Origin of the sequence: Amycolatopsis sp. NPDC004079 (genome assembly GCF_040610415.1) — a bacterium.
Classification (GTDB): domain Bacteria; phylum Actinomycetota; class Actinomycetes; order Mycobacteriales; family Pseudonocardiaceae; genus Amycolatopsis; species Amycolatopsis halotolerans.
Window position 1 is genome coordinate 1 of record NZ_JBEXMH010000096.1, and the last position, 25,238, is coordinate 25,238.

Below are 25,238 nucleotides of genomic sequence, written 5' to 3' on the forward strand. Positions count from 1 at the left end.
CGAACTCCAGTATTTCAGCGGTCTGCGCACGGTCTGCGTGGTCGATGGTCAGGGACTGATAGACGGACTTGAGTTTCATCCCGACCACCCCGAAGTGTCAAGGCGGGAAAGATGCCTTGACAAGCACCCGCCGCCCGCATTTCGGCTTCGTATCGGGGTGCAGGGTGGGGGCTGGGTGCCCCGCCTGGGTGAGTGCACTGGGTGCGGGTGCGGACTTTTGACGTCCGTGAGGGGAACCCTGAGGGAATCAGAGTCCCTCAGGGTTCCCCTCACGGACATCAGCGGGAGGCGACGAGCCTCGTGGGGCGCGTGGCGTCCGAGGTCTGTGAAGGGCTCCTTGAGGGAATCAGATTCCCTCAAGGAGCCCTTCACAGACCTAGCAGGCGGCTGTTCGCTCTGTTGATGGGCGGGAACGCATCGAGGCGGCTGTCGTGGATGGCCTGTGTGGCGCCTGCTCGGCGGGCGTGCGGGGCCTGCATTCGCCCAGCGGCAGGTATGCGGTCAGCGTTCGCTCGAGCGGCGGGGGCGCGGACGCCAGGACTTGCCCTGCGGTGGGTGTGCGGGGCCTGCATTCGCCCAGCGGCTGGCGTGAGCTAGCCAACATTTGCCCGCACCAGCACTCGCCAGACAACAGCCCTGGGGGCACCTCACAGCCCAAACGGCAGGCACCGAGGCCGTACAAACCCGAGGGCGCGAAACCCGCTCACCCCGTCCCGCCCGATCACCTCGCCCGGAAACGCCGAAGGCGGCAAGCGCACGTCGCGCCTGCCGCCTCCGGGTCGAATCTGTCGGTGAGCGATCTACTTCTGGATCTCCGCGGCCAGTTCCTTGAGCTTGGCCTCGTGCTCGCGGGCGTGGTGCCCGCAGAAGAGCAGCTCGCCTCCGGAGCTGAGGACAGCGCGTACCTGAGCTGCTGCTCCGCACCGGTCGCATCGGTCGGCTGCGGTCAATTCGGGGCGGGTGAGCGTCGGTGTTGTCATGGGGGTCTCCCTCCGTCCCGGCACCGGTCGCCCGGTGCCTCGATCCAGCTACGCCCACTTCGGTGTCGATGCCTTCGGCGGGGATCGCTTCCGGCTCCGCGGTGTTCGTGCTTCCACTCTTGCAGACGTTTGGCGGCCCGCAAGTGTTCCCGCGCCGGTGGGAGGTGCGTCACGCCGAATTAGCCCGGTTGCCGCAACGTCATCCCATCCCGTAGGACCAGACCACCCGGAACGGAGCGTTTTCCGTGGTCAGGCACCATGCGGGAGTGGGCATTGCACTCTCTCGGAAACGCGTGAACGCGATTCCGGCACCGGTCTTGTTCGTTCTCAGCGGAATTTCGATGTATGCCGGTGCGGCCATCGCGGTCGGCCTCTTCGGGCACGCGACGCCGTCCGGGGTCGCGTGGTTGCGCTGTCTCGGGGCGGCGGTCGTGCTGCTGTTGTGGCGGCGGCCGCCGAAGGCCGCCTGGCGGGGCAAGCGGCTGCTGCTCGCGGGCGCTTTCGGCGTGGTGACGGCCGGGATGAACGTGGTCTTTTACGAGGCCATCGCGCGGTTGCCGCTGGGCACCGTCGTCGCGCTGGAGTTCGCGGGGCCGGTCGTCGTGGCCGCGGTCGGGTCGCGGACGCGGCGGGACCTGATCGCGCTGGTCCTGGTGGCTTTGGGGGTGGTCGCGATCGCGGACGTGCGCATCGCGGGCAGTCCGCTCGGGGTGGTGTTCGCGCTGGCCGCGGCGGCCGCGTGGGCCGGGTACATCGTGCTCGGCAAGCGGGTCGCGATCGAAGGGGACGGGCTGGATTCGCTGGCGGTCGGGTTCGTGGTGGCGACCGTCGCGCTGTCGCCGCTCGCGTTCGGCACCGGCGAAATGTGGGGTTCGCCACGCATGCTGCTGCTCGGGATCGGCGTCGGCGTGCTGTCGACCGTTGTGCCGTACGCGCTCGACCAAGTGGTCCTGCGCCGCCTCGGGCAGGCTCGGTTCGCGGTGCTGCTGGCGTTGCTGCCGGTGACGGCGGGGGTCGTCGGGTTCCTGGTGCTCGCGCAGGTGCCGAGTGCGGTCGAAGCGGTCGGGACGCTCGCCGTCGTCGCGGGCGTGGCGTTGCGCGGCCGGGACGACGCCGGACCGGTCACTGAGCCGCCCGGGTGAACACTCGCGGATGGCCCGGGCGGCCCCGGCCCGCGATACTGATCCCGAGCCCGAGGAGGTTGCCATGACCAAGGCGGCGTCGGCGGCGGCGAAGGACCTGGCCGCGGCGGGGGTCGGTGGCGTCCATCTCGCCTGGGCGGACAACAACGGCATCCCGCGCTCGCGCGTGGTCCCGGTCGGCGGACTGGCCGACGCGGCGGTCCGCGGCGTGGGCGCGACCTCGCTGTTCGCGGTCTTCGACAGCCACGACGCCATCACCTACGCCCACTCCGGCCTCGGCACGCCGTCCGGCGACATCCGGCTCGTGCCGGTCGTGGAACGGCTCCGCCGGCTCGCCGGACAGCCCGCGCTCGCCTGGGCGCCGGTGCGGCAGCTCGCCGCGGACGGTTCGCCCTGGCCGTACTGCCAGCGTTCCGTGCTGGAGCGGCAAGTCGCCGAAGCGGCGCAGCGCGGGCTCGAGTTCCGGGCCGGGTACGAGCTGGAGTTCTCCGTCGCCCCGGCGGGCAGCGAGGACGTCGTGTCCGCGCCGGGGCATCGCGGCCCCGCGTACAGCCCGCACGCGCTGATCGGTCTGGACGGGTTCGTCGCCGCGCTGCTGCACGATTTCGCCGCCAACGGCTTGCAGATCGGCCAGTTGCACGCGGAATACGGCGTGGCGCAGCTGGAATTGTCGCTCGCGGCCACGGATCCGGTGTCCGCGGCGGACGATCAGCTCCTGGCCCGCCAGACCATCCACGCCGCCGCGCACGCACACGGACTCGTGGTGAGTTTCGCGCCGATGATCGGCCTCGGCGCGGCCGGGAACGGCTGGCATCTGCACACTTCCGTCCGCCGCAAGGGCCGCAACCTCCTGGCTGGCGACGGCGTACCGGAGGGCGAAGGCGCGGGCTACCTCGGCGGGCTGCTGCGGGATTTGCCCGCGCTGACGGCGATCACGGCGCCGAGCGTGCCCTCGACGATGCGGTTGCGGCCGGGGTTTTTCGCTGGCGCGTATGCGTTCTGGGGAGTGGAGAACCGCGAAGCGCCGCTGCGGTACATCCCGGGAACGGCGTTGCTCGGGACGGAGCACGCGAATGTCGAGCTGAAGACGTCGGACGCGTCGGCCAACCCGTATCTCGCGCTGGCGGTCGTGCTCGCCGCCGGGATGGCCGGGATCGAGGATTCGGCGGTCCTGCCGGAGCCGATCGCGGAGGATCCGGGCGGCTGGAGCGAAGGGGAACGGAACACCGCGGGCGTGCTGCCGCTGCCGGCGAGTCCGTCCGAACAGGACACTGCGCTGCTGGCGAACCCGCGCGTGTCCGGGGCGCTGGGGGACGAGCTGCTCGGCGCGTTCCGCGCGGTGCGCGCCTCGGACGCGGCGTGGGCCGCCGAACGGGCGCCTGAGGAGATCGTGGCGGCGCATCTGTGGCGGTACTGAACACGGGGCTTTCCGACGTCCACTGGCTTCCCGGCGGTGCGCGCCTGGTCGCCGAAGCCCGGGCGGAACTGCCGCAGAAGGACGGCTTGGCGGCGGCCTTCACCGCGCTGGTGGCGTTGCGCGCGGCGGACGTCGCGGTGCCGGACCAGGACGAGGTCGCGATCGCTGCCGGGACTGTGCGCGCACCGGTCAGTCTTCCGGCAGGCGCGTTGTCCCGCAACGACTTCCGGCTTCCGATTCCCTTCGCTGAGACGGCTGCGGGCACCTCGGTGACCGGATTGGCCGCGGCTGTCCGGACCTTGTCGGAGGACAGGCTGGCGGTGGTTCCGGCGGCGGGGGAGTGGCGCGCTTCGACGGTCTCGGATTTGTTGCTGGGCCTGTGGGAATTGCCGCGGGTGGCGGTGCTGGCGCGGGTCGACCCGGCGGAACTGGGCGCGCCGGACACGCCGGAACGCGCGCTGCTGGACTATCTCGACACCGGCATCCCTCCACTGTGGACGAACCGGTGGCGTCCGCCCGCACCGCATCACGTGCTGATCGCCGGAGTGCGGCTCGGTGCGGAGGGAACTCTGCTGTCCGTTGTGGACACTTACCGCGAACTGGGCGACGAAGGCGTGCACGACCAGCCGGTGGAATGGGTCGCGGCGGGACTGGAATCGGTGCTGCTGGTGGCGGACGCCGCGCACGCGGAGGCGTTGGCGCAGGCGGTTTCCTACGCCGGGTTGCGCAGCGCCGGCGCGTCGTAGCGCTCCTGCGCGTCCAGCAATTCCTCCCAATGCTCCGCGACCCAGCCGTACACCACCCGCATCGGCTCCAGCAAGCTGCGCCCAAGCGGTGTCAACGCATACTCGACACCTAACGCCGGGTCGGCATGCGCAGTACGGGACACGAGTCCGGAACGTTCTAGACCGCGCAGCGTCTGGGTGAGCATCTTCGGCGTGACCCGATGCAATGGCACCCGCAGTTCGGAAAACCGCCGCGGCCCCTCCTCCAGACAGCGAATCACCAGCGCGGACCACTTGTCCCCGAAGCGGAACGGCACCATCGCGGACGGGCACAGTTCCTCGAACAGGTCGGGAGGCAACGGCTCCAACTGCTGCCGAACGGTCATCGCGGTCTCCTCTCAGTATCCCGGAGGGAACCGGCCCCCTGGCTACCTTCCAGAGCATCGACACTCCAGGAGGTATTCCCACGATGAGCAAGATCGTCATTTTCGGAGCGGGCGGCCGGGCCGGACGGCAGGCAGTCGCCGAGGCGCGGCGGCGCGGGCACGAAGTCACCGCAGTGGTCCGCGATCCCTCGCGCTATCCCGACCTGGCAGATGTCGTTACCGGCGATGTCACCGACCCGCACGCGTTCTTCACCGACGCCGCACACGCTCTCGTCACCGGTCTGCCGCAGGCCCGGCTGGTCGCGGTCGGGCTGTCCGCGCTGCTGCCCGCCGCCGACGGAACCCCGGTGCTGGATGCGATTCCGGCCGAGTTCCGGCCCTTCTGCCTGGCGCACGCGGCGGGGCTCGAGGTGTTGCGCGCCGAAGGCACCGGGCTGGACTGGGTGTACGTCAGCCCGGTCGGCGACTTCGACCACGACGGCGAGCGGACCGGCCGCTACGGAATCGGCGAGCACGGCGATCTCTCCGCCAAGATCTCCTACGCCGATTTCGCCGTGGCCTTGCTCGACGAGATCGAGAACCCGCGGCACCTCCGCGTGCACCTCGCGGTGGCCTGAACCTACTTCGCGAAGCGGGAGTGCTTGCGGCCGTAGAAGAAGTAGATCAGCAGGCCGATCACGAGCCAGGCGGCGAACCGGATCCAGGTCATCACGTCGAGGTTCAGCATCAGGTAGAAGCACGCCACCGCGGCGATGATCGGCAGCACCGGCGAGAACGGCACGGTGAACGGGCGCTTCAGGTCCGGGCGGCGTTTGCGCAGCACCGGCACCGCGACCGCGACGATGATCATCGCCGACAGCGCGCCGATGCTGACCATGTCGGCCAGCGCCGAGATCGGCACGAACGCCGCCAGCACGGCGATCAGCGCGGCCCCGCCGATGGTCATCCGGTGCGGCGTGCCCCAGCGCGGGTGCGCCGTGCCGATGGCCTTGGGCAGCAGGCCGTCGCGGCCCATCGCGAAGCCGATCCGGCCGATCGTGACCAGTTCGACCATCATCACCGACGTCAGCCCGGTGACCGCGCCGAGCGAGATCAGCGCGCCGACCCAGTGCTGGCCGACCCGGTCGAACGCGTCCGCGAGCGGCGCGCCGGAGTCGATGTCGGTGTAGTGGACCATGCCGGTGAGCACGATCGACACGCCGATGTAGAGCACCGCGCACACGGCCAGCGCGCCGAGGATGCCGACCCGGAGGTCCTTGCGCGGGTTGATGGTCTCCTCGCCGAGGTTGGCTAGCGCTTCGAAACCGGTGTAGGCGAAGAACACGACGGCCGCGGCGGTGACCATGCCGGCGATGCCGTACACCGACTGCTCGAGCCCGAGCGCGGCCTGGACCACTGGCTGGTGCAACGCGTTCGCACTGCTCGACGGCGGCTGCGCGGGCGGCACGAACGGGGTGAGGTTCGCGCCCTTCACGAAGAACACGCCGACGGCGAGGATCAGCACGCAGACGGCGACCTTGACGAGCACCAGCACGTTCGTGAGCCGCGCGGACTCCTTGATGCCGACCACGGCCACGACCGTCAGCACCGCGATGATCAGCACCGCGCCGATGTTGACCTTCGCGTCCTCGCCGAACCAGTCCGGCGACAGCCCGAGCAGGTTGGCGAGATAGCCGGACCAGCTGCGCGACACCACGGCCGCGCCGAGCGCGAACTCCAGCAGCAGGTCCCAGCCGATGATCCAGGCGAAGATCTCGCCGAGGGTGGCGAAGGCGTAGGTGTAGGCGCTGCCCGCGGTCGGCACGCTGGACGCCAGCTCGGCGTAGCAGAGCGCGGCGAGGCCGGCGACCACCGCGCCGATCACGAACGACAGCGTCACCGACGGCCCGGCGTGCGTCTTGGCCTCGACCCCGGCGAGGGTGAAGATCCCGGTGCCGATGATGATGCCGACGCCGAAGCCGATCAGGTCGCGTCCCCTGAGCCGCCGCTTCAGCTCGCCGGATTCCTGCCGCTTGAGGACTTCGTCGACGTCGAGAGTTCTCCGCACACCCATGGGGGAACGTTAGAAGGTGCCGGCCGGATGCGCAGATCGGCTATCCGGGTGGTGTGAGGCCGCGGTCCTGGGCCAGGATCGCCGCCTGTACCCGGGAACGCAGGCCGAGCTTGGCGAGCACCCGGGAAACGTGCGTTTTCACTGTCGCCTCGCCGATGTACAGCCTGGCGCCGATCTCAGCGTTCGAAAGCCCGGCGCCAAGGCATCCCAGCACCTCGCGCTCGCGTTCGGTGAGGTCCGTCAGCCCGGTCGGCGCGGGCGACGGTTCGGCCGGGGTGCTGGCGAAGGCGGCGATCAGCCGTTTCGTGACCTGCGGGGCGAGCACGCCCTCACCGGCCGCGACGAGCCGGACGGCCTCGATCAGCCGCGGCGCTTCCACCGACTTCAGCAGGAACCCGGCGGCCCCGGCGCGCAGTGCGGCGTGGACGTACTCGTCGAGGTCGAAAGTAGTGAGGACGAGGACCTCGGCGAGCCCTTCGGCGATCAGCTGCCGGGTGGCGGTGATCCCGTCGGTGCCGGGCATCCGGACGTCCATCAGCACGACGTCCGGCCGCAGCGCGCGGGCCTGGCGCAGCGCTACCTCGCCGTCGGCGGCTTCGCCGACCACCTCGATGCCGTCGGCGTTGCCGAGGATGAGCGCGAGCCCGGCGCGGATGGCACCGTGGTCGTCGGCGACGAGGACTCGGATGGTCATGGTGCCTCTCCGGCGAGGGGAAGTTCGGCGTGGACAAGCCAGCGCGGCCCGGACGGACCTGCCCGCAGGGTGCCGCCGACGGCGTGCGCGCGCTCGCGCATGCTCAGCAAACCGTGCCCGCCGCTGTCGGCCTGGGTCGGCGCGCCGAGCAGTTCATTGCCGATCTCGACGGTCAGCGTGCCGTTGGCCACTCGCAGCCGCACCGTCGTCTGGCTGCCCGGCGCGTGTTTGACCGCGTTGGTGAGCGCCTCCTGCGCGATCCGGTACGCGGTGAGGTCGACGGCCGTCGGGAGCGCGAGTTCTTCGTCCACAGTGGAGTCCACGGTCACGGTCATGCCCGCCGCGCGCGCCGATTCCACCAGCCTGGACAGTTCGGCCAGCCGGGCCGGAGCGGTCACCTCGTCGTCGGTGGACTCCGAACGCAACAGGCCGATCATCGCGCGCATTTCTTCCAGCGCGCGCACGCTGTTCTCCCGCACCGCGACGAGCACGGTCTGCGCGGTCTTCGGATCGTCTGCCATGGACAGTGCCGCCTCCGACTGGATGGCGATGGCCGACAAATGCCCGGCGACGACATCGTGCAGGTCGCGGGCCATCCGCGCGCGTTCGGCCGCCACGGCCGCCTTTCGGTCCAGCGCGGAGATCGTCGCGAGTTGCTCGGCGTTGGCGCGTTCGGTCGCCGCGATGTCGCTCTGCTGGCGCACGTTCGCGCCCCACCACACCGGGACCAGGAGGAACGACAGCATGCCGAACACGCCGAACGCAGCCGCTCGCCAGCCCGCTATGGCCACGAAGACGAACAGCACCGCGAGCGTGGCGGCTGCGGTCACTCCGACCAGCGCCCGGGTCGTCCGGCGGGAGCCGTGCATCATGGCGGAGTACAGGAAATCCGTGTACGCGACGACGATCGGCAACGACAGACCCAACACGACGTCGACTCCGACGATGCCGGTCGCGATCAGCAGCCCCCACGGCACTTTCCGGCGCAGGAACAAGGCGAGGCACATCGCGCCGAGTTCGGCGAAACGGATCCAGAGCGGATACGGGTCGCTGTCGCCCTGCAGCCGGTGGACGCCGATGAGGTACAGCATCGTGCCGCCGGCGAGGACCGCGAGCGCGACGAGGCCGTTCTGCTGCCACGGCGGCAGTTCGCGCGGCCGGGGGAGGGCCGAGCGCAGGTCTCGCAAGCGCACCCGACCATGACAGCACACCGCGGCGGCCCGGTCGTCCTACGAAATGATGACCCCCCGATCGTGCCGTCCGCTGACGCGCTCGGACGTCCGCGCCCGCGAAAGTGGACCCATGGACGAGATTCTGAACAGCCCGATGACCGCCGCCATCGTGGCGTGCGAGATCGGGTTCTGGGTCTTCATCGCGGCCGGGCTGCTTACCCGGTACGCGCTGCGCAAGCAGAAGGCCAGCACGGTGCTGCTCGCGCTGGTGCCCGTGGTCGACCTGGTGCTGCTGGTGATCACGGTGATCGATCTGATGAACGGCGCGGTGCCGAACCTGACGCACGGGCTGGCGGCGGTGTACCTGGGCTTCTCGGTGGTGTTCGGGCCGTCGATGGTGGAGTGGGCCGACGTCCGGTTCGCACACCGGTTCGCCGGCGGGCCGCGTCCGGAGAAGCTGTACGGCCGGGCGAAGGCCCGCAAGGAATGGCGCGAATGGGGCAAATGCGTGCTGGCGTCCGCGATCAGCGCCGGGTTGCTGGTGCTCGCGATCGCGGTGGTCGGCGGCTCAGGCCAGGCCGAACCGCTGTGGGGCTGGCTGCCGCGGCTGGGCACGGTCTCCGGCCTGTGGTTCGTCTTCGGACCGCTGTGGCAGGAGATCTTCGGCTCTTCCGCGCCGAAGAAGGAGGCGTCGCGATGATCGAGCTGTTCGGCATTCTCCTGGTGGCGCAGGGTGCGGGCGGGCTGATCAACCGGCTCGCCGGGGCGGAGCACCCGAGCTGGTTCGTCCAGTTGCACGTCTTGCCGCCGCAGCTGCACGTGATCGCCAGCATCGTCCTGCTCGGGGCGGGCGTCGCGGTGCTGTTCGCGAATCGGGCGCGCAAACGCCGCCGCGGCTAGACTCGGCGGGGTGGCGGCCGGTCCGGTTCTGCTGTTCGTCGTGGTCAGCGTGGCACCCTCGGCGTTGTTCTGGGCTGCCCTCCGCCTACCCGCGCTCTGTCGCTGGCTTCGTCGGCGACGCGCGGCTCCCGTGCCGTCCGAACCGCCCGTAGAGCAGGTGGCCGCCGACCTGCGCCGGGTACGCCGGACCCTCGCGCAGCTTCCCGCCGGAACGCCCGCCGCGCGGCGGATCGGCACCCGGCAGGCGTACGACGAACTGCTCGTCACCGCCTGCCGCGAGCTCGGCGTCGAACACCGGCTCGACGGCTTGCGCGAGGGAGCCGACCGCGATCTCGAACGGCTGCGGATCGAGGATTCGCTGAGCGGTAAAGGATTCGTGCTGTCCTGAGCGGAGTGGCAGGATGCCCCGGTGGACTTCCAGCCAAAGAACCGGCCCTCAGACGCGTTCCAGCAACCCCTCACCGCCGAGCAGATCGAACTGCTCTGCCGTCGTGCGCTCGGTGCCACCGTGCGGTCGGCGGTCGAAATCGGATGGGGCGCGTACAACAACACCTACCGGGTGGAGCTGGCCGACGGCCCGGCGATCCTGCGCGTCGCCCCGGAACCGGCGCGGCAGAACCGGATCGAGCACCAGTTCATGCGCAACGAATACACTGCCGCGCCGTACTTCGCGCCGATCTCGCCGCTGATGCCGCGCACGCTCGCCGCCGACTTCACGCACCAGGTCATCGGCCGGGATTACGTCCTGCAGGCGGTTCTTCCCGGAGAGCCCGGCCCGGAAATCCTTTCCGCGCATACGCCGGAGGAGCGGGCGCCGTACTTCCGCCAGCTCGGCGACATCACCCGCGCCATCCACGAGGTGCGCGGACCCGGTTTCGGCGTTGTCACCGGTCCGCATTTCGCGACCTGGAGCGAAGCACTCATCGCGTATTTCGAGGACAACGCGGCAGACGTCGAAGGCCTCGGCCTCGACGGGGCGGACCTGCGTGCGATGGCCGCTTGGGTGAAGCGCGACGCCGCGCTGCTCGACGAGATCACCGAACCGCGCCTGATGCACGGGGACCTGTGGCACGTGAATGTCATGCTGACGCCGGAGCTGGAGATCGTCGGAGTGTTCGACCACGACCGCAGCTGGTGGGGCGACCCGGCGGCGGACTGGACGATCCGCATGGCCTCGGTGAAAACGGGCTCGAGGCGGGACTGGTTCTGGGACACCTACGGGCGACCCGACGAGTCCCCGTCGGCGCGGCGGCGGGCGCTGTACTACGAGGCCCGGCACCTCGGCGCGGTGCGGCTGGAACGGCAGCGGCTCAAGGAGCAGGACGTGGACGAGACGTACGCCGATGTGGCCGAGATCCTGGCGGCGCTGGAGTCAGAGTGAGGGGTCGGAGCCGCGGAGTGCGGCCCACCAGAAGCCGAATGCGGCGATCAGGACGCTGACGGTCAGCCATCCCGCGAATCCGCTGCCGTCGACCAGCGCCCAGAACGCACCCACAACGGGGGCGACGGCCAGCACTGGCAAGTCGGCACGGAACTGACGCGCGAGGCGAACCGGCGTGGCAGCGGCAAGCGTGCGCTCCTCGTCCGGTGCGGAGGGGTTGTCCAGCCGACGGCCGCGAGGCTCGCCAGTGCGCACCGAACCCGCCGGGTACAGCACCTCGCCGTCGATGCGGACGGCGACATGACGGTCCGTGCGCAAGTCGCCCAGCACCTCGACCCGAGAAGGCGACGGAAGGCCAATCAACGTCGGCGAGAAGTACACCGGGATCCATCGGGGCGTCGCGGTGTCGGTCTCCAGCCACGACCGCGTCAGCAAGCCGCGCTGCACCTTCACCCGGCGCATCGGCACCGAGGAACCCGTCTTGCGCCGCGACGGTTGCACAAAGCGCGTGAAGAGCAAGAACCCGTTCACCGCAAGCATCGCGACCACTGCCACCACAGTGACCGTCGCGTACGTCGAGGCGCGGTCGGCAGTCACCAGAGCCGAAGCACCGGTCGTCACTGCTCGCGAAGGAGCCGACGGGTCGTAGCGCACCGGGACCTTCGCACCCAGCCTCGGGGGAGTGGTGTCCAGCTCGACCGCCGCGCTCGCTTCCGGCTGGTTCGGCACCGGGAACCGCACCGTGACGGTGGCGTCGTCGACCCGCGAAACGATTCCGGTCGTGTTCACCGTGAGGCCCTGCAGCCGCGGCCGGGTGCTGTTGAATTCCAGCAGCTGCACCACGAACACCACCGCGCACGCGACGAACACGACCGCACTCGTCACGAGAATGTGCCGTACCGGCCGCAGCCGCAGGAACTTCCGCACAGAGATCACCTTAACTGTCCAAAAAGGAAGGAGCGGCGCGGGGAGTCCGCGCCGCTCCTTCGATTCCCGCTGGGGGAGGATTACTTCACGAACCCGATCTTGACGAAGTCGTACGGGGTGTTCGCGTAACCCGGCGAACCGAAGTTGCCCAGGGTCTTGCGAACGGCGAAGGCACCGGTCGACTGGAAGATCGGGAGCTGGTGGCCCAGCGCCCAGATCTCCTTGTCCGCGGCGTTCAGGTCCGCGGCCCGCTTGGTGTCGTCCAGTTCCTGCGCCGCGGTGTCGATCAGCTGGTTCACCTTGTCGCTGCCGATGTGGCCGTAGTTCTGGTTGACGTTCTTCGGGTCGAAGTAGTAGATGCCCTTGCTGCCGCCGATCGGGAACGAGTTCGAGATCCAGCGGAACAGCGTGAGGTCGAAGTTGCCGACGTTCACGTAGTTCTTGAAGAACTCGGCCGTCGGGACCGCGACGATGTCGATGCCCACGCCGATCGCCTTCAGCTGCGACTGCAGGATCTGGCCGGTCTGCTGGCTGATCGGGGTGCCGGTCGGGATGACCAGGCGCAGCTTCAGCTGCTTGCCGTCCTTGGCGCGCAGGTCGCCGGACTGCTTCCAGCCCAGCTTGTCCAGCTCGGCCTTGGCCGCGTTCTGGTCGAACTTGTACGGCCCGCTGTTGTCCTCGTAGCTCTTCGAGCCCTTGAGGAACCAGTGGTTGCCCAGCGGCGTGGTGTCCTTCTGCATCTGGCCGAGGATCGACTTCGAGATGCTGACGGTGTCGACGCCGCGCATGACGGCCACCCGCAGGTCCTTGTCCGCGAGGATCGAGGACGAAGCGCCGTTGAGCGTCATGTGCGTGTAGTCAGGATAGGTCGACTGGCGCACGACCGCGTTCGGGTCCGACTGGGCCCGCTTGAACGCGTTGATGTCGTTGTTCAGGTTGTAGAAGTCGATCTGCCCGTTCGCGAACGCGTCGGCCAGCGCGGGACGGTCCACGACCTTGAAGGTCACGGTGTCCAGCTTCGGCTTGTCGCCCCACCAGTTCGGGTCGCGCTCGAACACCGCGGTCTTGGCGGTGTTGTCCACGTCCTTGATCTTGAACGGACCCGCGGTGATCAGCGCCTTCTGCGCCCACGCCTTGTTGAAGGTGTTCGGGTCGGCGTTCAGCTCCTTCGGGTAGAAGGGCGAGAACAGCGCCTTCCACTCGGCGAACTTCTTGCCGAAGGTCACCTTGACGTCGAGGTCGTCAGTGCCCTTCTCGACCTTGGCGATGTCCTCGTAGCCGGTGGTGCCGGAGACCTGGTAGGCCGGGTCCTTGCCGTTGAGCACCTTGGCCTGGGCGGCGAAGTCCTCCCACGAGAACTGCCGGCCGTTGCTCCACTTGGCCTTCGGGTTGATCTTGTACTCGACGACCTGCGGGTCCTGGCTGACCAGCTCGGCCGAGGTCAGGTAGTTCTTGTTCACCGAGACCGACGCGTCGGCGTTCTGCGTGAAGATGTACGGCATGATCGCGCCGTCCATGTTGGCGCCGTCCAGGACCGTGCCGTCGACCTGGTTGTAGTTCCAGTTGTCCGGCATCGAGTCGATCGGCCACTTGAAGTCGCCGCCGTCTTTCAGCTTGTCCAGCGGCTGCTCGTTGATGTCCGCGGTCTTGACGCCCGTCGTGCCGGCGTCCTGCAAACCCTTGTCGCCGCCGCCGCTGCCTCCGCCGCAAGCGGCGAGCAGAAGCCCCAGAGCGGCAACGGGGGCCACGAGTGCGGCCATTCTCCGTCGCATGTGTTTACCTTCCTTCTTCTGGTGTGCCAACGGATTGTGGCTACACAACTTCGCGGGTCTTGGCGTAGTGGCACGCGACGTCGTGGTCCTGCGCGCGGGACTCGCGCGGAGGTTCGACGTCGACGCACTTCTTCTTGTCCTCTTCGGACAGTTGGGAGAAGACGAAACACCGGGTGCGGAACCGGCAGCCCGACGGGGGGTTCGCCGGGCTGGGCAGGTCGCCGGTGAGGATGATCCGGCCGCGCTCGCGCTCCTTGGCCGGGTCCGGGATCGGGATCGCGGACAGCAGCGCCTGCGTGTAGGGATGCTGCGGCGCCTCGAAAACCGTGCGGACGTCGCCGATCTCCACGATCTTGCCGAGGTACATCACCGCCACCCGGTCGGCGATGTGCCGGACCACGGACAGGTCGTGCGCCACGAACAGGTACGACAGGCCCAGCTTGGCCTTCAGCTCGTCCAGCAGGTTGATCACGCCCGCCTGGATCGACACGTCGAGCGCGGACACCGGCTCGTCGAGCACGATCAGCTTCGGCTCCAGCGCGAGCGCCCGCGCGATGCCGATGCGCTGGCGCTGCCCGCCGGAGAACTCCGCCGGGTACCGGTCGGCGTGCTCGGGGCGCAGGCCGACCAGCCCGAGCAGTTCCGGCACGCGCTTGGAGATGCGCTCCTTCGAGAACCCGTGCGTGACCATCGGCTCGGCGATGATGTCGCCGATCGGCAGCCGGGGGTCGAGCGCGGCCATCGGGTCCTGGAAGACCACCTGCAGGTCGCGGCGGATGGACTTGCGGTCCTTGGCCGAGAGCTTCCCGACGTCCTTGCCGAGCACCGCGACCGAACCGTGCGCCGGGGCGGCAAGTTCGAGGATCTCCATCAGCGTGGTCGACTTGCCGCAGCCGGATTCCCCGACCAGGCCAAGGGTTTCGCCCTCGACGATGTCGAAGGTGATCCCGTCGACCGCGCGCACCGTGCCGATCTTGCGCTTGAAGACGGTGCCCTTGCTGACGGCGTAGTGCTTCTGCAGCTCCCGCACGTCCAGCACGGTCGAGCGCTGGGCGCGCGGCACGGACGCGACCGCGGCCTCCTCGATCACCTCGGCGCCGTAGACCTCGGCGGCGTCCGCTTCCGGACGGGCGAGTTCCTCGGTGCGGATGCAGGCGGCCCGGTGCGTCGTGTCGACCGGCGCGTTCGGGTTGCCCGGCGTGATCGTGAACAGCTCCGGCTCGGCCGTGTGGCAGGCCTCGATCGCCAGCGGGCAGCGCGGCGCGAACGGGCAGCCCGACGGCAGGTTCACCAGCGACGGCGGCTGGCCCTCGATCGGCACCAGCGGCTGCTTCTCCCGCGCGTCCACGCGGGGGATCGAACCGAGCAGGCCCAGCGTGTACGGCATCCGCGGCTGGGCGTAGATCGTGTCGACCGGACCCTGCTCGACCGCGCGCCCGGCGTACATCACCATCAGCCGGTCGGCGAACCCGGCGACCACGCCGAGGTCGTGCGTGATGATCACGATGCCGGCGCCGGTGACCTCCTGCGCGGTCTTCAGCACCTCCAGCACCTGCGCCTGCACCGTCACGTCGAGCGCGGTGGTCGGCTCGTCGGCGATGATCAGGTCCGGGTCGTTGGCGATCGCGATGGCGATCACCGCGCGCTGGCGCATGCCGCCGGAGAACTCGTGCGGGAACGCCTTCGCGCGCGCCGCCGCGTTCGGGATGCCGACCAGGTCGAGCAGTTCGACCGCGCGGTTGTTCGCCTGCTGCTTGGTGACCGTGCCCTTGCCGTGCACCAGCAGCGCCTCGGCGATCTGCGCCCCGACGGTGTACACCGGGGTCAGCGCGGACAGCGGGTCCTGGAAGACCATCGAGATCTTCTTGCCGCGGATCTTCGACAGTTCGGTGTCGGACTTGCCGATCAATTCGCTGTCCTGGAACCGGATCGAGCCCGACACGCGCGCCTGCGGCGGCAGCAGCCCCATCACCGCCAGCGACGACACCGACTTGCCCGAACCGGACTCGCCGACGATGCCGAGCACCTCGCCCGCGGCGACCTGGTAGTTCAGCCCGCGCACCGCGTGCACGCGGCCGGATTCGGACGGGAAGGACACTTCGAGGTCGGAAACCTCGAGCACGGTGCCGGTCGGCTTGCCCGTTTCCGCGCTCAACTCGAGTGCGGCGCTCATGCCTCTGCTCCAACGGTCTTCGTCGACGTGGTCGACTTGGTCTTTTCTTCGATCCGCTTGCGTTCCTTGCGCCGCGAACGGCTGGACGACGGGTCGAGCGCGTCGCGCAGGCCGTCGCCGACGAAGTTCACCGCGAGCACGGTGAACACCAGGAAGCCGGCCGGGATGTAGAACAGCCACGGGAACGTGCGGACCGCGTCGGAGCCCGCCGAGATCAGCGTGCCCAGCGAAACGTCCGGCGCCTGCACGCCGAAGCCGAAGAACGACAGCGACGTCTCCATGATGATCGCGACGCCGACGTTGATCGTCGCGTCGATGATCAGCAGCGACGCCATGTTCGGCACGATGTGCTTGAAGATGATCCGCCACGGGGACTGGCCCATGAACTTGGCGGCCTTCACGAACTCGCGCTCGCGCAGCGTCAGCGTCATGCCGCGGACGATGCGGGCGGTGATCATCCACTGGAACAACGCGATCAGGCCGACCAGGATCAGCCAGGTCTTGCCGCGGAAGGCCGGCGACAGGATCGAGATGATCAGGAACGGCGGCAGGATCAGCAGCAGGTCGACGACCCACATCGACACCCGGTCGGTCCAGCCGCCGAAATACCCGGCCGCGGAGCCGACGATCGAGGCCACGCCGGTGGAGAACAGCGCGGCCAGCAGGCCGATGGTGAGCGACTTCTGCAGCCCGCGCATGGTCTGCGCGAACATGTCGCCGCCGATCTGGTTGGTGCCGAACCAGTGCGTGCCGTCCGGCGGCATCAGCGTCGAGGCCGGGTCGAGTTCGTCGTAGCCCCACGGCGAATACCAGCTGTAGGTGAACGCCAGCACGTAGAACAGGAGGATCACGACCAGGCCGGCGACGGCCAGTTTGTTGCGGAAGAACCGGCGGGAGACGAGCTTGCCGCGGCTGGAGGACTTCCCGCTCTGCTGCCCGGTCTCCGTTTCGGTGGCGGCGACGGCCGAATCGGCGAGGTCGGCCTCGTTCAATGGGGCGGCCATCAGATCCTCACCCTCGGGTCGAGCGCGGCGTAGAGCACGTCCGCGAGCCAGCCGGCGAGCAGCACGCAGATCGCGATGAACAGGGTCACGGTGGTGACGATGTTGGTGTCCTGCTTCTGGATGCCGGTCACCAGCCAGTCGCCCATGCCGTACCAGCCGAAGATCTTCTCGGTGAAGACGCCGCCGGTGATGAGCAGGCCGAAGCCGAACGCGAACAGCGTCGCCATCGGGATCAGCGCGGTGCGCAGGCCGTGCTTGAACAGCGCGCGCCTGCGGGTGAGGCCCTTGGCCTGCGCGGTGCGCAGGAAGTCCGAGCCGAGCACGTCGAGCATCGCCGAACGCTGATAGCGGCTGTAGTAGGCGACCTGGGTCAGCACGATCGCCAGGGTCGGCACGATGATGTGCTGCAGCCGGTCGAGCAGGACGTCGCCGAAACCGCCGTCGATCGCGCCGCCCTCGCCCTGCACGATGAAGAACTGGTACCCGTCGAGCAGGTTGTCGTTGACCGACTGCGCGCCCGCCTTGAGGATCGTGGCGATCACGAACACCGGCGTCGACAGCACCACGAAGGAGAACGTGGTGGCGAGGTAGTCGCTGATCTTGTACTGCCGGATCGCGCTGACCACGCCGACCAGCACGCCGATGATGATGCCGATCGTGATGCCGAGCAGGAACAGCCGCAGGCTCACGCCCGCGCGGCGGAACAGCTCGTCGGTGATCGCCTGGTCGGCGACAGTGCGGCCGAAGTCGCCCTGGATGACGCCGCCCAGCCACGTGAAGAACCGGTGCGGGATCGCCTGGTCGAGATGCAGTTCGGCGGCCTTCGCGTCGATGGTCGCCTGCGGGGCGGGCGGGTTGCGCAATTTGAGCGCGTCCAGCGGGCTGAAGGACAGAGACGCCAAGGAGAACGCCGCGAAAGTCGCGACGAGGCACAGGGCGATGTAGTTGACGAGTCTGCGGAGGAGGAACCCGATCACAGTTGCCTCGCTTCACCGGGGCCGGAGGATCCGCTCCAAGCCGCCGGGCTTCCCTGGCTCGCTCGCGATTGAGTTTTCGTCGAAAACACTGGGCGGTGCTGCCTTCCAATACTGACGCTCGTTGTGGGCGCAGCTTAATGGCGATCAGCCGTTGCGATCTTCGTTCTCAGGCAACCAAACAATCACGATTTCCGCGTTCGGGCGGAGAACAACCGACTTTAGCCTCTTGTCCGCGTCCCAGTGTCGCGGTGGGTGCGCGACTGTGCACCGGCGATGAGTATTCCGGAACGGTTCCGGGGGTTCCGGGTGAACGGTTGTGAACGGGAAACGGACAGGCGCGGAACGCCCGCTGCTCGGCGGCGCGCCGAGACGTGCGTTCCCCGCCGGAACCGGGCCCGTGCATTCCGGTTGTGCCGCAGCGTAATTCGCATCGGGATCCCGCGTCTCGGGGTTTTCCGGACCGGCCGGCGTCCACTGTGGTCGGGTGAAGGAAGGATTTCGCGGAATTGCCAGCTCGGCTCCGAGCGCGTTGTTGTCGGTAAACGCGAAAAAACCCCGCCGCCGCGTAGTGCGGGGCGGGGTTTTTCGCGGGAACTGGAGAAGCTCAGTCCAGGTAGTCGCGCAGGACCTGCGAGCGCGACGGGTGGCGCAGCTTCGACATCGTCTTCGACTCGATCTGCCGGATCCGCTCGCGCGTGACCCCGTAGACCTGGCCGATCTCGTCGAGGGTGCGCGGCTGGCCGTCGGTGAGGCCGAAGCGCAGCCGGACCACGCCCGCCTCGCGCTCGGACAGCGTCTGCAGCACCGACTGGAGCTGGTCCTGCAGCAGCGTGAACGACACCGCGTCCACCGCGACGACCGCTTCGGAGTCTTCGATGAAGTCGCCGAGCTGCGAGTCGCCCTCGTCGCCGATGGTCTGGTCCAGCGAGATCGGCTCGCGCGCGTACTGCTGGATCTCCAGGACCTTCTCCGGCGAGATGTCCATCTCCTTGGCGAGCTCCTCGGGCGTCGGCTCGCGGCCGAGGTCCTGAAGGAGTTCGCGCTGTATGCGGCCGAGCTTGTTGATGACCTCCACCATGTGCACCGGGATGCGGATGGTGCGGGCCTGGTCGGCCATGGCGCGGGTGATCGCCTGGCGGATCCACCACGTGGCGTACGTGGAGAACTTGTAGCCCTTGGTGTAGTCGAACTTCTCCACCGCGCGGATCAGGCCGAGGTTGCCCTCCTGGATCAGGTCCAGGAACGCCATGCCGCGGCCGGTGTAGCGCTTGGCCAGCGACACCACGAGCCGGAGGTTCGCCTCCAGCAGGTGGTTCTTGGCCCGCTCGCCGTCGCGCACGATCCACTTGAGGTCGCGGCGCATCTGGGTGACGAGCTTCTCGCCCTCCTCCTCGGCGGTGCGCACGCGCTCGGCGGCGTAGAGCCCGGCCTCGATCCGCTTGGCGAGCTCCACCTCCTCCTCGGCGTTCAGCAGCGCGACCTTGCCGATCTGCTTGAGGTAGGCGCGGACCGAGTCGGCCGACGCGGTGAGCTCGGCGTCCTTGCGCGCCTGGCGCAGCGCCTCGGACTCCTCCTCGTCCCACACGAAGTCCGGGTTGTCCGAGGACTTGCCGCCCTTGTCCGCCGCCGCGGCGCGACGGCGCGCGGCAGTGGACGTGGCCGCGCTCGCGGGCCCTTCGGTCGTTTCGGCCTCGTCCGCGTCGTCGGAGTCGTCGTCATCGTCGTCGGTCTCGTCGTTGACCGTTTCGTCGACGACGTCGACCTCGACCTCTTCGAGATCGGACAGGTCCGGGCTGTCGAGTTCGGCCTCGTCGAGGTCGACCGGGCCGTCGGGATCGCCGTCGCCGGTCTTCCCGGCGGCCTTCTTCGCCGGAGCCTTCTTGGCCGGAGTCTTCTTCGCGCCCGCCGACTTCGCGGCGGTCTTGCGCGCCGGGGACTTCGCCGCTCCGGTGGCTGCCTCGTCGGCCGGCTCGCCGGCTTCGGTCGCTGTCTTCGTCCCGCCTCGGGTTGCGGTTCTTGCGGCTGCCACTTACGCCCTTTCGCAGCGGTCGATCATGACGAGCCGAGATGTCGCCACCTCGGCTGCCTCACATTCGGGGAACACGCCTCGGCCTGCGGTTTTACCTCCGCAGTTCCTGCGCCGTGTTCCATTGTAACGACGTCGGCCCACTGCGTCGCGAAGCGATCACCCTCCGGCCCCCTACCCGGCGCCTCCCGGTGACCGGTCCGAGACCCGGCGGGGGCCTTCCCGCTCAGTGCCCGGCGCCCTCCGCGGCGGCCGCGGCGGCCCCGACGATGCCCGCGTTGTTCTGCAGCGACGCGACGACCACCGGCGTGCGGATGTCGAGCAGCGGCACCCACTTCTCGGCCTTCTTGCTGACGCCGCCGCCGACGATGAACAGGTCCGGCCAGATCAGGTTCTCCAGCACCGAGAGGTACCGGTGCACCCGCTTGGCCCACTGCGGGTACGACAGGCCCTCGTTGTCCTTCACCGAAGCGGCGGCGCGTTTTTCCGCGTCGTGGCCGTCGACCTCCAGATGGCCGAATTCGGTGTTGGGCACGAGCTTGCCGTCGTGGAACAGCGCGCTGCCGATGCCGGTGCCGAAGGTGAGCAGCGCGGTCACGCCGCTGCGCGCGGCCGCGTCGCCGAAGCGGATCTCGGCGAGGCCCGCGGCGTCGGCGTCGTTGAGCATCGTGACTTCCTCGACGCCCTTGCCGAGCCGCTTCGCGAAGAGCGCCTCGGCGTCCGTGCCGATCCACTTGCGGTCGATGTTGGCCGCGGTGTGCGCGGTGCCCTTCTTCACGACCGCGGGGAGCGTGACGCCGACCGGGCCGTCCCACTCCGCCGCGCGGACGATCTCGGCGACGACGTCCGCCACCGCGTCCGGCGTCGACGGCTGCGGCGTTTCGATCCGGTGCCGGTCCCCGATGAGCTGTCCCTGTTCCAAATCGACCAGCGCGCCTTTGATCCCGCTGCCGCCGATGTCGATTCCGAAACCTCGGGTCGCCGTCACTGACGTGGTCCCTTCTCGCACGATTCAGAAGTCTGCTGCGGAGACTTTAACCGGATGTGATGACATGGCGGGCGTGGGAGTTGACGAGGCGATGCGGAACGACCTGAAGGACACCGCCGAGCAGGTCGCGGTCGAGGCCGCGCACCTGGTCCGGACGGCATGGGTGCGGATGCGGTCCGGCGGCGAGGTCGCGGTGGACACGAAGTCGGCGGAGACCGACGTGGTGACCGCGGTGGACCGGGAGTCGGAGGAACTGGTGCGCGCGCGGCTGGCGCGGATCCGGCCCGGGGAACCGGTGCTGGGGGAGGAGGGCGGCGGTTCGGTCGGGGGCGGGGTCACCTGGGTGGTCGATCCGATCGACGGGACGGTCAACTTCCTTTACGGCCTGCCGGCCTTCGCGGTGTCGATCGCCGCGCAGATCGACGGGGTGTCGGTCGCGGGCGCGGTCGTGGAGCCGGTGAGCGGGCGGCGCTGGACGGCCGTCCGGGGCGGCGGTTCGTGGCTCGACGGCGACCGGCTGTCGGTGTCGAAGGCGGACCGGCTGGACCTGGCGCTCGTCGGGATGGGGTTCTCCTACGCGCGGGACCGCCGGGTCCGGCAGGGCAAGCTGACGGCGGATCTGGTCGGGCGCGTGCGCGACATTCGCCGCGGGGGAGCGGCCTCGCTGGACCTGTGCGCCGTCGCGGCCGGCTGGCTGGACGGATTCTTCGAGCACGGCCTGCACCGCTGGGACTGGGCGGCTGGGGCGTTGGTGGCCCAGGAAGCGGGCGCGACGGTGCTGCTGCCGGGCGAGGCGGCCGATCTGGGGGAGGACTCGACGTTCGCGGCGTCGCCGGGGATCGCGGCGGACCTGCGCGCGGCGTTGGCGGCGGGAGGGGCGGCTGAGGTGTGACCGCGGGTCGTGCCTGCTGATCTCGTTCGCGGACGAGGTCAGCAGGTGACGGCGCGGGCCGAGGCCAGGAGCGTCTGGTCGATCACTGGCGCGCCGGGACTGGCCGATTGCTCGCTGCTGCCGCCGCCCTGGTGCGACTGCGACCAGGCGGTGAGCTGCTTCAGGATCTTGACCGCTTCGGGGCGGGGCTGGATGTCGGTGAACAGTTTGCCGGTGGCCAGGTCGACGGTGGCGTCCTTGCGGGTGTCGTGGACCAGTTCGGCGCAGGGGATCACGAGGCTGACCGTGCGGGCCGCGGCGGCGCCGTTGTCTCCGTAGCGGATCTGGCCGCGGCAGCGCGCGTCGCCCTTCGGGTACGCCGGGTCGTTGCCGGGATCGCCGATCGCGGTGAAGCCGAGATCGCGGAGCGCGTTGGTGGCGATGCTGCCCTGCCCGCGCGTGCTGCTCGCGTTGAGCACCTTCAGCGCGACCTTGTCCGGGGGCATCGGCGAGTGGTCGTCCAGGCCGTTGTGCGGCACCGAGGTGTAGGTCATTCCCGGCGGGGCTTTGGGCTCGGGATTGCAGCGCACCGCCTCGTCGACGTCGCCGCGGCCGACCACGGCGTTGACCCAGACGAACACCGCGCCGAGCGCGAGCACGCCGATCACGATCAACGCGGGCAGCGGACGGTGCTTGCGATAAGGCCGCGCACCACGGTTCCCCGACCCGTTCCCCGACGCCACCTGCCCCGTCCCTTCCCCTCGCAGAACCGGCCGCGGTAACCCCGCCGCGCCTCGCGGTAACCGCCAGCGTACGCACCGGCGTGGTAGCCGGTGAGCCTAGGCGCTGGCCGCGGCGCGCGGTGTCGCGGGTCACCTTCACCCGTTCCGCGTAATGCCCCTCCGTGGCGATCGCACCACGGACGGCTCGGCGGGAGCAAGCGGACACGGCCGCGAGGTGACGTTCGCGACGCCGGGGCAACCCGAACGGAGGACAGGCGTCTCACCTGCGCGTTCCCCCTCCCGGGTGACGCTGGAGCAGCAATGTCCGACTCGGTGCGAGGCGCGCCCGGCGGTGAGCTACCCTTCCCGGGCTCCGGCCGCCGGACGAGGTCAACCAGGTTGAGACCTGGGTCACTCGCAGGCCGGGCACAAACAGGGGCGCTGGAACGTTGACCAGCGGCACGACCGGTATCGGGCGCCTCCGGAACCGGTGCAGGACGACACGCTGAATCGCAGGGGTGAGGGACACCATGGCTACCGACTACGACGCTCCGCGCCGCAGCGAAGCCGACGAGCTGGCCGAAGACTCGTTGGAGGAGCTGAAGGCTCGGCGCAACGAGAACCAGTCCGGCGTCGTCGACGTCGACGAGGACGCGACCGCGGAGAACTTCGAGCTTCCCGGCGCGGACCTCTCCGGGCTCTCCGGGGAAGACATGACCGTGAAGGTCGTGCCGAAGCAGGCGGACGAGTTCACCTGCTCGGTCTGCTTCCTGGTGCACCACCGGAGCAGGCTCGCCGAGGACAACGGCGGCAGGCTGATCTGCCGCGATTGCGCCTGACCTGGGGATTTTCTCGGGGAGATCTAGGGGAGATGCACGGGGTCAGCGTTTTCGCGGTCTTGGGATGACCGGGTAAGCACGGGGGTCGGCCATGTGGTCGGCCCCCTTACTCGTGTTCGGGGGTGCTCGCGTTCGGCTCGTCGCCTGGCGGCGACATTGCCGCTTTGGGCGCCCACCACCCCGAAGCCTGATTGTGCTGACGGTTCGGGGGTGGAGGGCGCGGGCTGGCTGCTTGGAGCTTTGGGTGCGCGGGTGCTGCTAGGTCCGTGAGGGGAACCCTGAGGGACTCTGATTCCGTGAGGGTTCCCCTCACGGACCTGGGGTCAGGCGTTGGTGCGGAGCAGCTCTACTACTCGTTTTGGTTTGCGGGTGCTGAAGAGCCAGTACGGGGTGGGGTCCGAGGGGTCTGTCAGCGTGATCCGGACTGCGGGGCCTACCCAGCCGCGGTGCATGACGAAGGCGGCGGGGTCGCCGTCGCGGCCAAGGGCGTGGCGTTTGGCGTCTTTTTCCACGACGGTGATTTCGCCGACGTAGCGCAGGGGCAGGTGGGCGTCGCCGAGCCAGAGTTCGGGGTCGTCGCCGCTGGTGATCTTGACTTTCGCCCGGCCGAGCGAGAGCAGCAGCGCGGCCATGACGGGCACGGCGATCGCGAGCGGGATCCACAGGGGGATCGACGGGTAGCCGAGGTGGACTTCGACGCCAAGCAGAATCGCTCCGGCCATCGGCAAGGGCCAGCCCCACCAGGGGAGGTAGAGCCGTTCGGAGTGTGCGACGACGCCCGTCGCGGCGGTGTTCACGCGGTCAGCCACACATCAAGGGTAGTCTCGCCGCCCGTGTCCAGCGTTCAGGTCCTCCTCCAGCGGCTCGACCCCGAAGTCCCGCCGCCCGCCTATGCCCGGCCCGGCGACGCCGGGGCCGATCTCGTCACCACCTCGGATATCGTGCTCGGACCCGGCGAGCGCGGGGTCGTCGGCACCGGGGTCGCGATCGCGCTGCCTTCCGGGTACGCCGGGTTCGTGCACCCTCGCTCGGGGCTCGCGGCGCGCGTCGGATTGTCGGTGGTCAACACCCCCGGCACGATCGACTCGGGCTACCGCGGCGAGATCAAAGTCTGCCTCGTCAATCACGACCCGCGCGAGAAGATCGTGCTGGCGCGCGGCGACCGGATCGCGCAGCTGGTGATCCAGCGCGTGGAGCACGCGGAATTCGTCGAGGTCGCCGAACTCGAGGAGACCGAACGCGGCGCGGGAGGTTACGGCTCGACCGGCGGGCACGCCACACTGGCACCCGGCGCCGGAGACACCGGCGCGGGCACCGGGGAAGGAACGGAACGATAGTGGGGATTTTCGGACGCAAGCGCCGGTCCGGCGACGACGAGACCGGGGGCGTCGCTTCCCAGCGCGGCGAAAGCGCCGAAGCTGACGGCGCCGACGACGCGCTCGAACCCGAGGACCAGCTGTCGGAAACGACCGACGGTCCGTTCGACGCCACCGAAGCGGAGGAAGACGGCATCCCGCGCATCGACCTGGGCTCAGTGCGCGTGCCAGTGCCGGACGGCTCGCAGGTGCAGGTCGAAATGGACCCGGAGGAAGGCGGCGTGCGAGCGGTGCACGTCGTGACGGAGGTCGGGCAGATCACCGTCAGCGCCTACGCGGCCCCGAAATCCGGCGGCCTGTGGCGCGAGGTCAGCAACGAACTGGCCGACCAGCTGCGCGCGGACGGCGCGAAGGTCAACGTGGGCCGAGGCGAATGGGGCATGGAACTGTCCGCGATCGTCGGCGACGTAGCGCTGCGCTTCGTCGGAGTGGACGGCCCGCGCTGGATGCTGCGCGGTGTCATCGCGGGCCCGCAGTCCACCGCTTCGCAGGCCCCCGAAGTGCTGCGCGCGATCGTGCGCAGCACCATCGTCGACCGCGGCAACTCGCCGATGCCGGTGCGCACCCCGCTCCCCATCACGCTGCCGGACGCAGTCGCCCAGCACATCGCCGAGCAGCAGGGCTGACCACAAGTTCCGTGAGGGGGCCCTTGAGCCGTTCGGCGAGCACCGCACCTGGGACCGGGTCACCGGGCAACCGGGAGGAGCGGCGCC

The 25,238-nt window shown here is 69.4% G+C and carries 26 protein-coding genes; 12 read left to right on the forward strand and 14 right to left on the reverse strand.

The genetic code is table 11. From position 1 onward, the window contains the following. Positions 1–800: 800 nt before the first annotated feature. Positions 801–980, reverse strand: a complete 180-nt coding sequence (locus tag ABZX37_RS45445; protein ID WP_037358805.1) for a hypothetical protein — start codon at positions 978–980, stop codon at positions 801–803. Between the two features lie 341 nt (positions 981–1,321). Here ABZX37_RS45445 and ABZX37_RS45450 point away from each other — a divergent pair, with 341 nt between their 5' ends. The 3 genes from ABZX37_RS45450 (at position 1,322) to ABZX37_RS45460 (ending at position 4,285) form a co-directional block, all read left to right on the forward strand. Continuing rightward, positions 1,322–2,122 carry an EamA family transporter gene (locus ABZX37_RS45450; protein WP_354750554.1) on the forward strand — a complete coding sequence of 267 codons (801 nt, stop codon included), beginning with the start codon at positions 1,322–1,324 and terminating at the stop codon, positions 2,120–2,122. A gap of 64 nt (positions 2,123–2,186) precedes the next feature. Then, a complete protein-coding gene (locus ABZX37_RS45455) occupies positions 2,187–3,539 on the forward strand; it encodes a glutamine synthetase family protein (protein ID WP_354750555.1) in 1,353 nt (450 codons plus the stop codon). Further along, positions 3,527–4,285, forward strand: a complete 759-nt coding sequence (locus tag ABZX37_RS45460; protein ID WP_354750556.1) for a hypothetical protein — start codon at positions 3,527–3,529, stop codon at positions 4,283–4,285. Before ABZX37_RS45455 ends, ABZX37_RS45460 begins: the two co-directional genes overlap by 13 nt. Here ABZX37_RS45460 and ABZX37_RS45465 read toward each other — a convergent pair. Beyond that, positions 4,252–4,650: a helix-turn-helix domain-containing protein gene (locus tag ABZX37_RS45465; protein WP_354750557.1), complete on the reverse strand. Its 399-nt coding sequence runs from the start codon at positions 4,648–4,650 to the stop codon at positions 4,252–4,254. The two genes, ABZX37_RS45460 and ABZX37_RS45465, sit on opposite strands and share 34 nt — an antisense overlap. Positions 4,651–4,733: 83 nt before the next feature. On the opposite strand from ABZX37_RS45465, the gene ABZX37_RS45470 reads away from it, so the two are divergent. Beyond that, positions 4,734–5,267: an NAD(P)H-binding protein gene (locus tag ABZX37_RS45470; RefSeq protein ID WP_354750558.1), complete on the forward strand. Its 534-nt coding sequence runs from the start codon at positions 4,734–4,736 to the stop codon at positions 5,265–5,267. Positions 5,268–5,269: 2 nt separating this feature from the next. On the opposite strand, the gene ABZX37_RS45475 is transcribed toward ABZX37_RS45470, so the two are convergent. The 3 genes from ABZX37_RS45475 to ABZX37_RS45485 are packed head-to-tail and all read right to left on the reverse strand — an operon-like array spanning position 5,270 to position 8,608. Next, positions 5,270–6,703: an amino acid permease gene (locus ABZX37_RS45475; RefSeq protein WP_354750559.1), complete on the reverse strand. Its 1,434-nt coding sequence runs from the start codon at positions 6,701–6,703 to the stop codon at positions 5,270–5,272. A gap of 40 nt (positions 6,704–6,743) precedes the next feature. Next, positions 6,744–7,397, reverse strand: a complete 654-nt coding sequence (locus tag ABZX37_RS45480) for a response regulator transcription factor (RefSeq protein ID WP_354750560.1) — start codon at positions 7,395–7,397, stop codon at positions 6,744–6,746. After that, positions 7,394–8,608: a histidine kinase gene (locus ABZX37_RS45485; protein WP_354750561.1), complete on the reverse strand. Its 1,215-nt coding sequence runs from the start codon at positions 8,606–8,608 to the stop codon at positions 7,394–7,396. Before ABZX37_RS45485 ends, ABZX37_RS45480 begins: the two co-directional genes overlap by 4 nt. Before the next feature lie 91 nt (positions 8,609–8,699). On the opposite strand from ABZX37_RS45485, the gene ABZX37_RS45490 reads away from it, so the two are divergent. From ABZX37_RS45490 to ABZX37_RS45505, 4 genes are read left to right on the forward strand one after another with little or no spacing between them, the layout of a single operon-like run. Then, the gene (locus tag ABZX37_RS45490) at positions 8,700–9,269 is read left to right on the forward strand and encodes a hypothetical protein (RefSeq protein WP_354750562.1); all 570 of its coding nucleotides are present in this window, start codon (positions 8,700–8,702) and stop codon (positions 9,267–9,269) included. Beyond that, positions 9,266–9,469, forward strand: a complete 204-nt coding sequence (locus ABZX37_RS45495; RefSeq protein WP_354750563.1) for a hypothetical protein — start codon at positions 9,266–9,268, stop codon at positions 9,467–9,469. The genes ABZX37_RS45490 and ABZX37_RS45495 overlap by 4 nt, the downstream gene beginning before the upstream one ends. A gap of 10 nt (positions 9,470–9,479) precedes the next feature. Next, positions 9,480–9,857 (forward strand): hypothetical protein, encoded by a 378-nt coding sequence (locus ABZX37_RS45500; RefSeq protein ID WP_354750564.1) that lies wholly within the window; start codon positions 9,480–9,482, stop codon positions 9,855–9,857. 21 nt (positions 9,858–9,878) lie between these two features. After that, positions 9,879–10,850, forward strand: coding sequence for an aminoglycoside phosphotransferase family protein (locus tag ABZX37_RS45505; RefSeq protein ID WP_354750565.1), 972 nt, complete (start codon positions 9,879–9,881; stop codon positions 10,848–10,850). On the opposite strand, the gene ABZX37_RS45510 is transcribed toward ABZX37_RS45505, so the two are convergent. The 7 genes from ABZX37_RS45510 to ppgK all read right to left on the reverse strand — a co-directional run bounded on the left by ABZX37_RS45510 (position 10,842) and on the right by ppgK (position 20,717). Continuing rightward, positions 10,842–11,777 carry a DUF3592 domain-containing protein gene (locus ABZX37_RS45510; RefSeq protein WP_354750566.1) on the reverse strand — a complete coding sequence of 312 codons (936 nt, stop codon included), beginning with the start codon at positions 11,775–11,777 and terminating at the stop codon, positions 10,842–10,844. The genes ABZX37_RS45505 and ABZX37_RS45510 overlap by 9 nt on opposite strands. Positions 11,778–11,857: 80 nt before the next feature. Further along, positions 11,858–13,549, reverse strand: coding sequence for an ABC transporter family substrate-binding protein (locus ABZX37_RS45515; RefSeq protein WP_354750567.1), 1,692 nt, complete (start codon positions 13,547–13,549; stop codon positions 11,858–11,860). 40 nt (positions 13,550–13,589) lie between these two features. Next, positions 13,590–15,722 (reverse strand): ABC transporter ATP-binding protein, encoded by a 2,133-nt coding sequence (locus ABZX37_RS45520; protein ID WP_354750568.1) that lies wholly within the window; start codon positions 15,720–15,722, stop codon positions 13,590–13,592. Continuing rightward, positions 15,719–16,726: an ABC transporter permease gene (locus ABZX37_RS45525; protein WP_354750569.1), complete on the reverse strand. Its 1,008-nt coding sequence runs from the start codon at positions 16,724–16,726 to the stop codon at positions 15,719–15,721. The genes ABZX37_RS45520 and ABZX37_RS45525 overlap by 4 nt, the downstream gene beginning before the upstream one ends. Further along, the gene (locus ABZX37_RS45530) at positions 16,726–17,703 is read right to left on the reverse strand and encodes an ABC transporter permease (protein ID WP_116205697.1); all 978 of its coding nucleotides are present in this window, start codon (positions 17,701–17,703) and stop codon (positions 16,726–16,728) included. Before ABZX37_RS45530 ends, ABZX37_RS45525 begins: the two co-directional genes overlap by 1 nt. A gap of 604 nt (positions 17,704–18,307) precedes the next feature. Further along, positions 18,308–19,732 (reverse strand): RNA polymerase sigma factor, encoded by a 1,425-nt coding sequence (locus ABZX37_RS45535; RefSeq protein ID WP_354750570.1) that lies wholly within the window; start codon positions 19,730–19,732, stop codon positions 18,308–18,310. 223 nt (positions 19,733–19,955) lie between these two features. Then, the gene (gene ppgK / locus ABZX37_RS45540) at positions 19,956–20,717 is read right to left on the reverse strand and encodes a polyphosphate--glucose phosphotransferase (RefSeq protein ID WP_354750571.1); all 762 of its coding nucleotides are present in this window, start codon (positions 20,715–20,717) and stop codon (positions 19,956–19,958) included. Between the two features lie 64 nt (positions 20,718–20,781). Here ppgK and ABZX37_RS45545 point away from each other — a divergent pair, with 64 nt between their 5' ends. Further along, entirely contained in the window at positions 20,782–21,609 is an 828-nt protein-coding gene (locus ABZX37_RS45545) for an inositol monophosphatase family protein (RefSeq protein ID WP_354750572.1), read from the forward strand. 38 nt (positions 21,610–21,647) lie between these two features. On the opposite strand, the gene cei is transcribed toward ABZX37_RS45545, so the two are convergent. After that, positions 21,648–22,331, reverse strand: a complete 684-nt coding sequence (gene cei / locus ABZX37_RS45550; RefSeq protein ID WP_354750573.1) for an envelope integrity protein Cei — start codon at positions 22,329–22,331, stop codon at positions 21,648–21,650. 509 nt (positions 22,332–22,840) lie between these two features. Here cei and ABZX37_RS45555 point away from each other — a divergent pair. Then, the gene (locus tag ABZX37_RS45555; protein WP_013224476.1) at positions 22,841–23,149 is read left to right on the forward strand and encodes a DUF4193 domain-containing protein; all 309 of its coding nucleotides are present in this window, start codon (positions 22,841–22,843) and stop codon (positions 23,147–23,149) included. 323 nt (positions 23,150–23,472) lie between these two features. Here the strand turns inward: ABZX37_RS45555 and ABZX37_RS45560 are convergent, their stop codons facing one another. Next, a complete protein-coding gene (locus ABZX37_RS45560; RefSeq protein WP_354750574.1) occupies positions 23,473–23,958 on the reverse strand; it encodes a DUF3093 domain-containing protein in 486 nt (161 codons plus the stop codon). Between the two features lie 24 nt (positions 23,959–23,982). Between ABZX37_RS45560 and dut the strand changes: the two genes are divergently transcribed. Next, on the forward strand, positions 23,983–24,486 hold the full coding sequence (gene dut, locus ABZX37_RS45565; protein ID WP_344267559.1) for a dUTP diphosphatase: 504 nt from the start codon (positions 23,983–23,985) through the stop codon (positions 24,484–24,486). Then, a complete protein-coding gene (locus tag ABZX37_RS45570; RefSeq protein ID WP_354750575.1) occupies positions 24,486–25,151 on the forward strand; it encodes a DUF3710 domain-containing protein in 666 nt (221 codons plus the stop codon). Before dut ends, ABZX37_RS45570 begins: the two co-directional genes overlap by 1 nt. Positions 25,152–25,238: the final 87 nt, after the last annotated feature.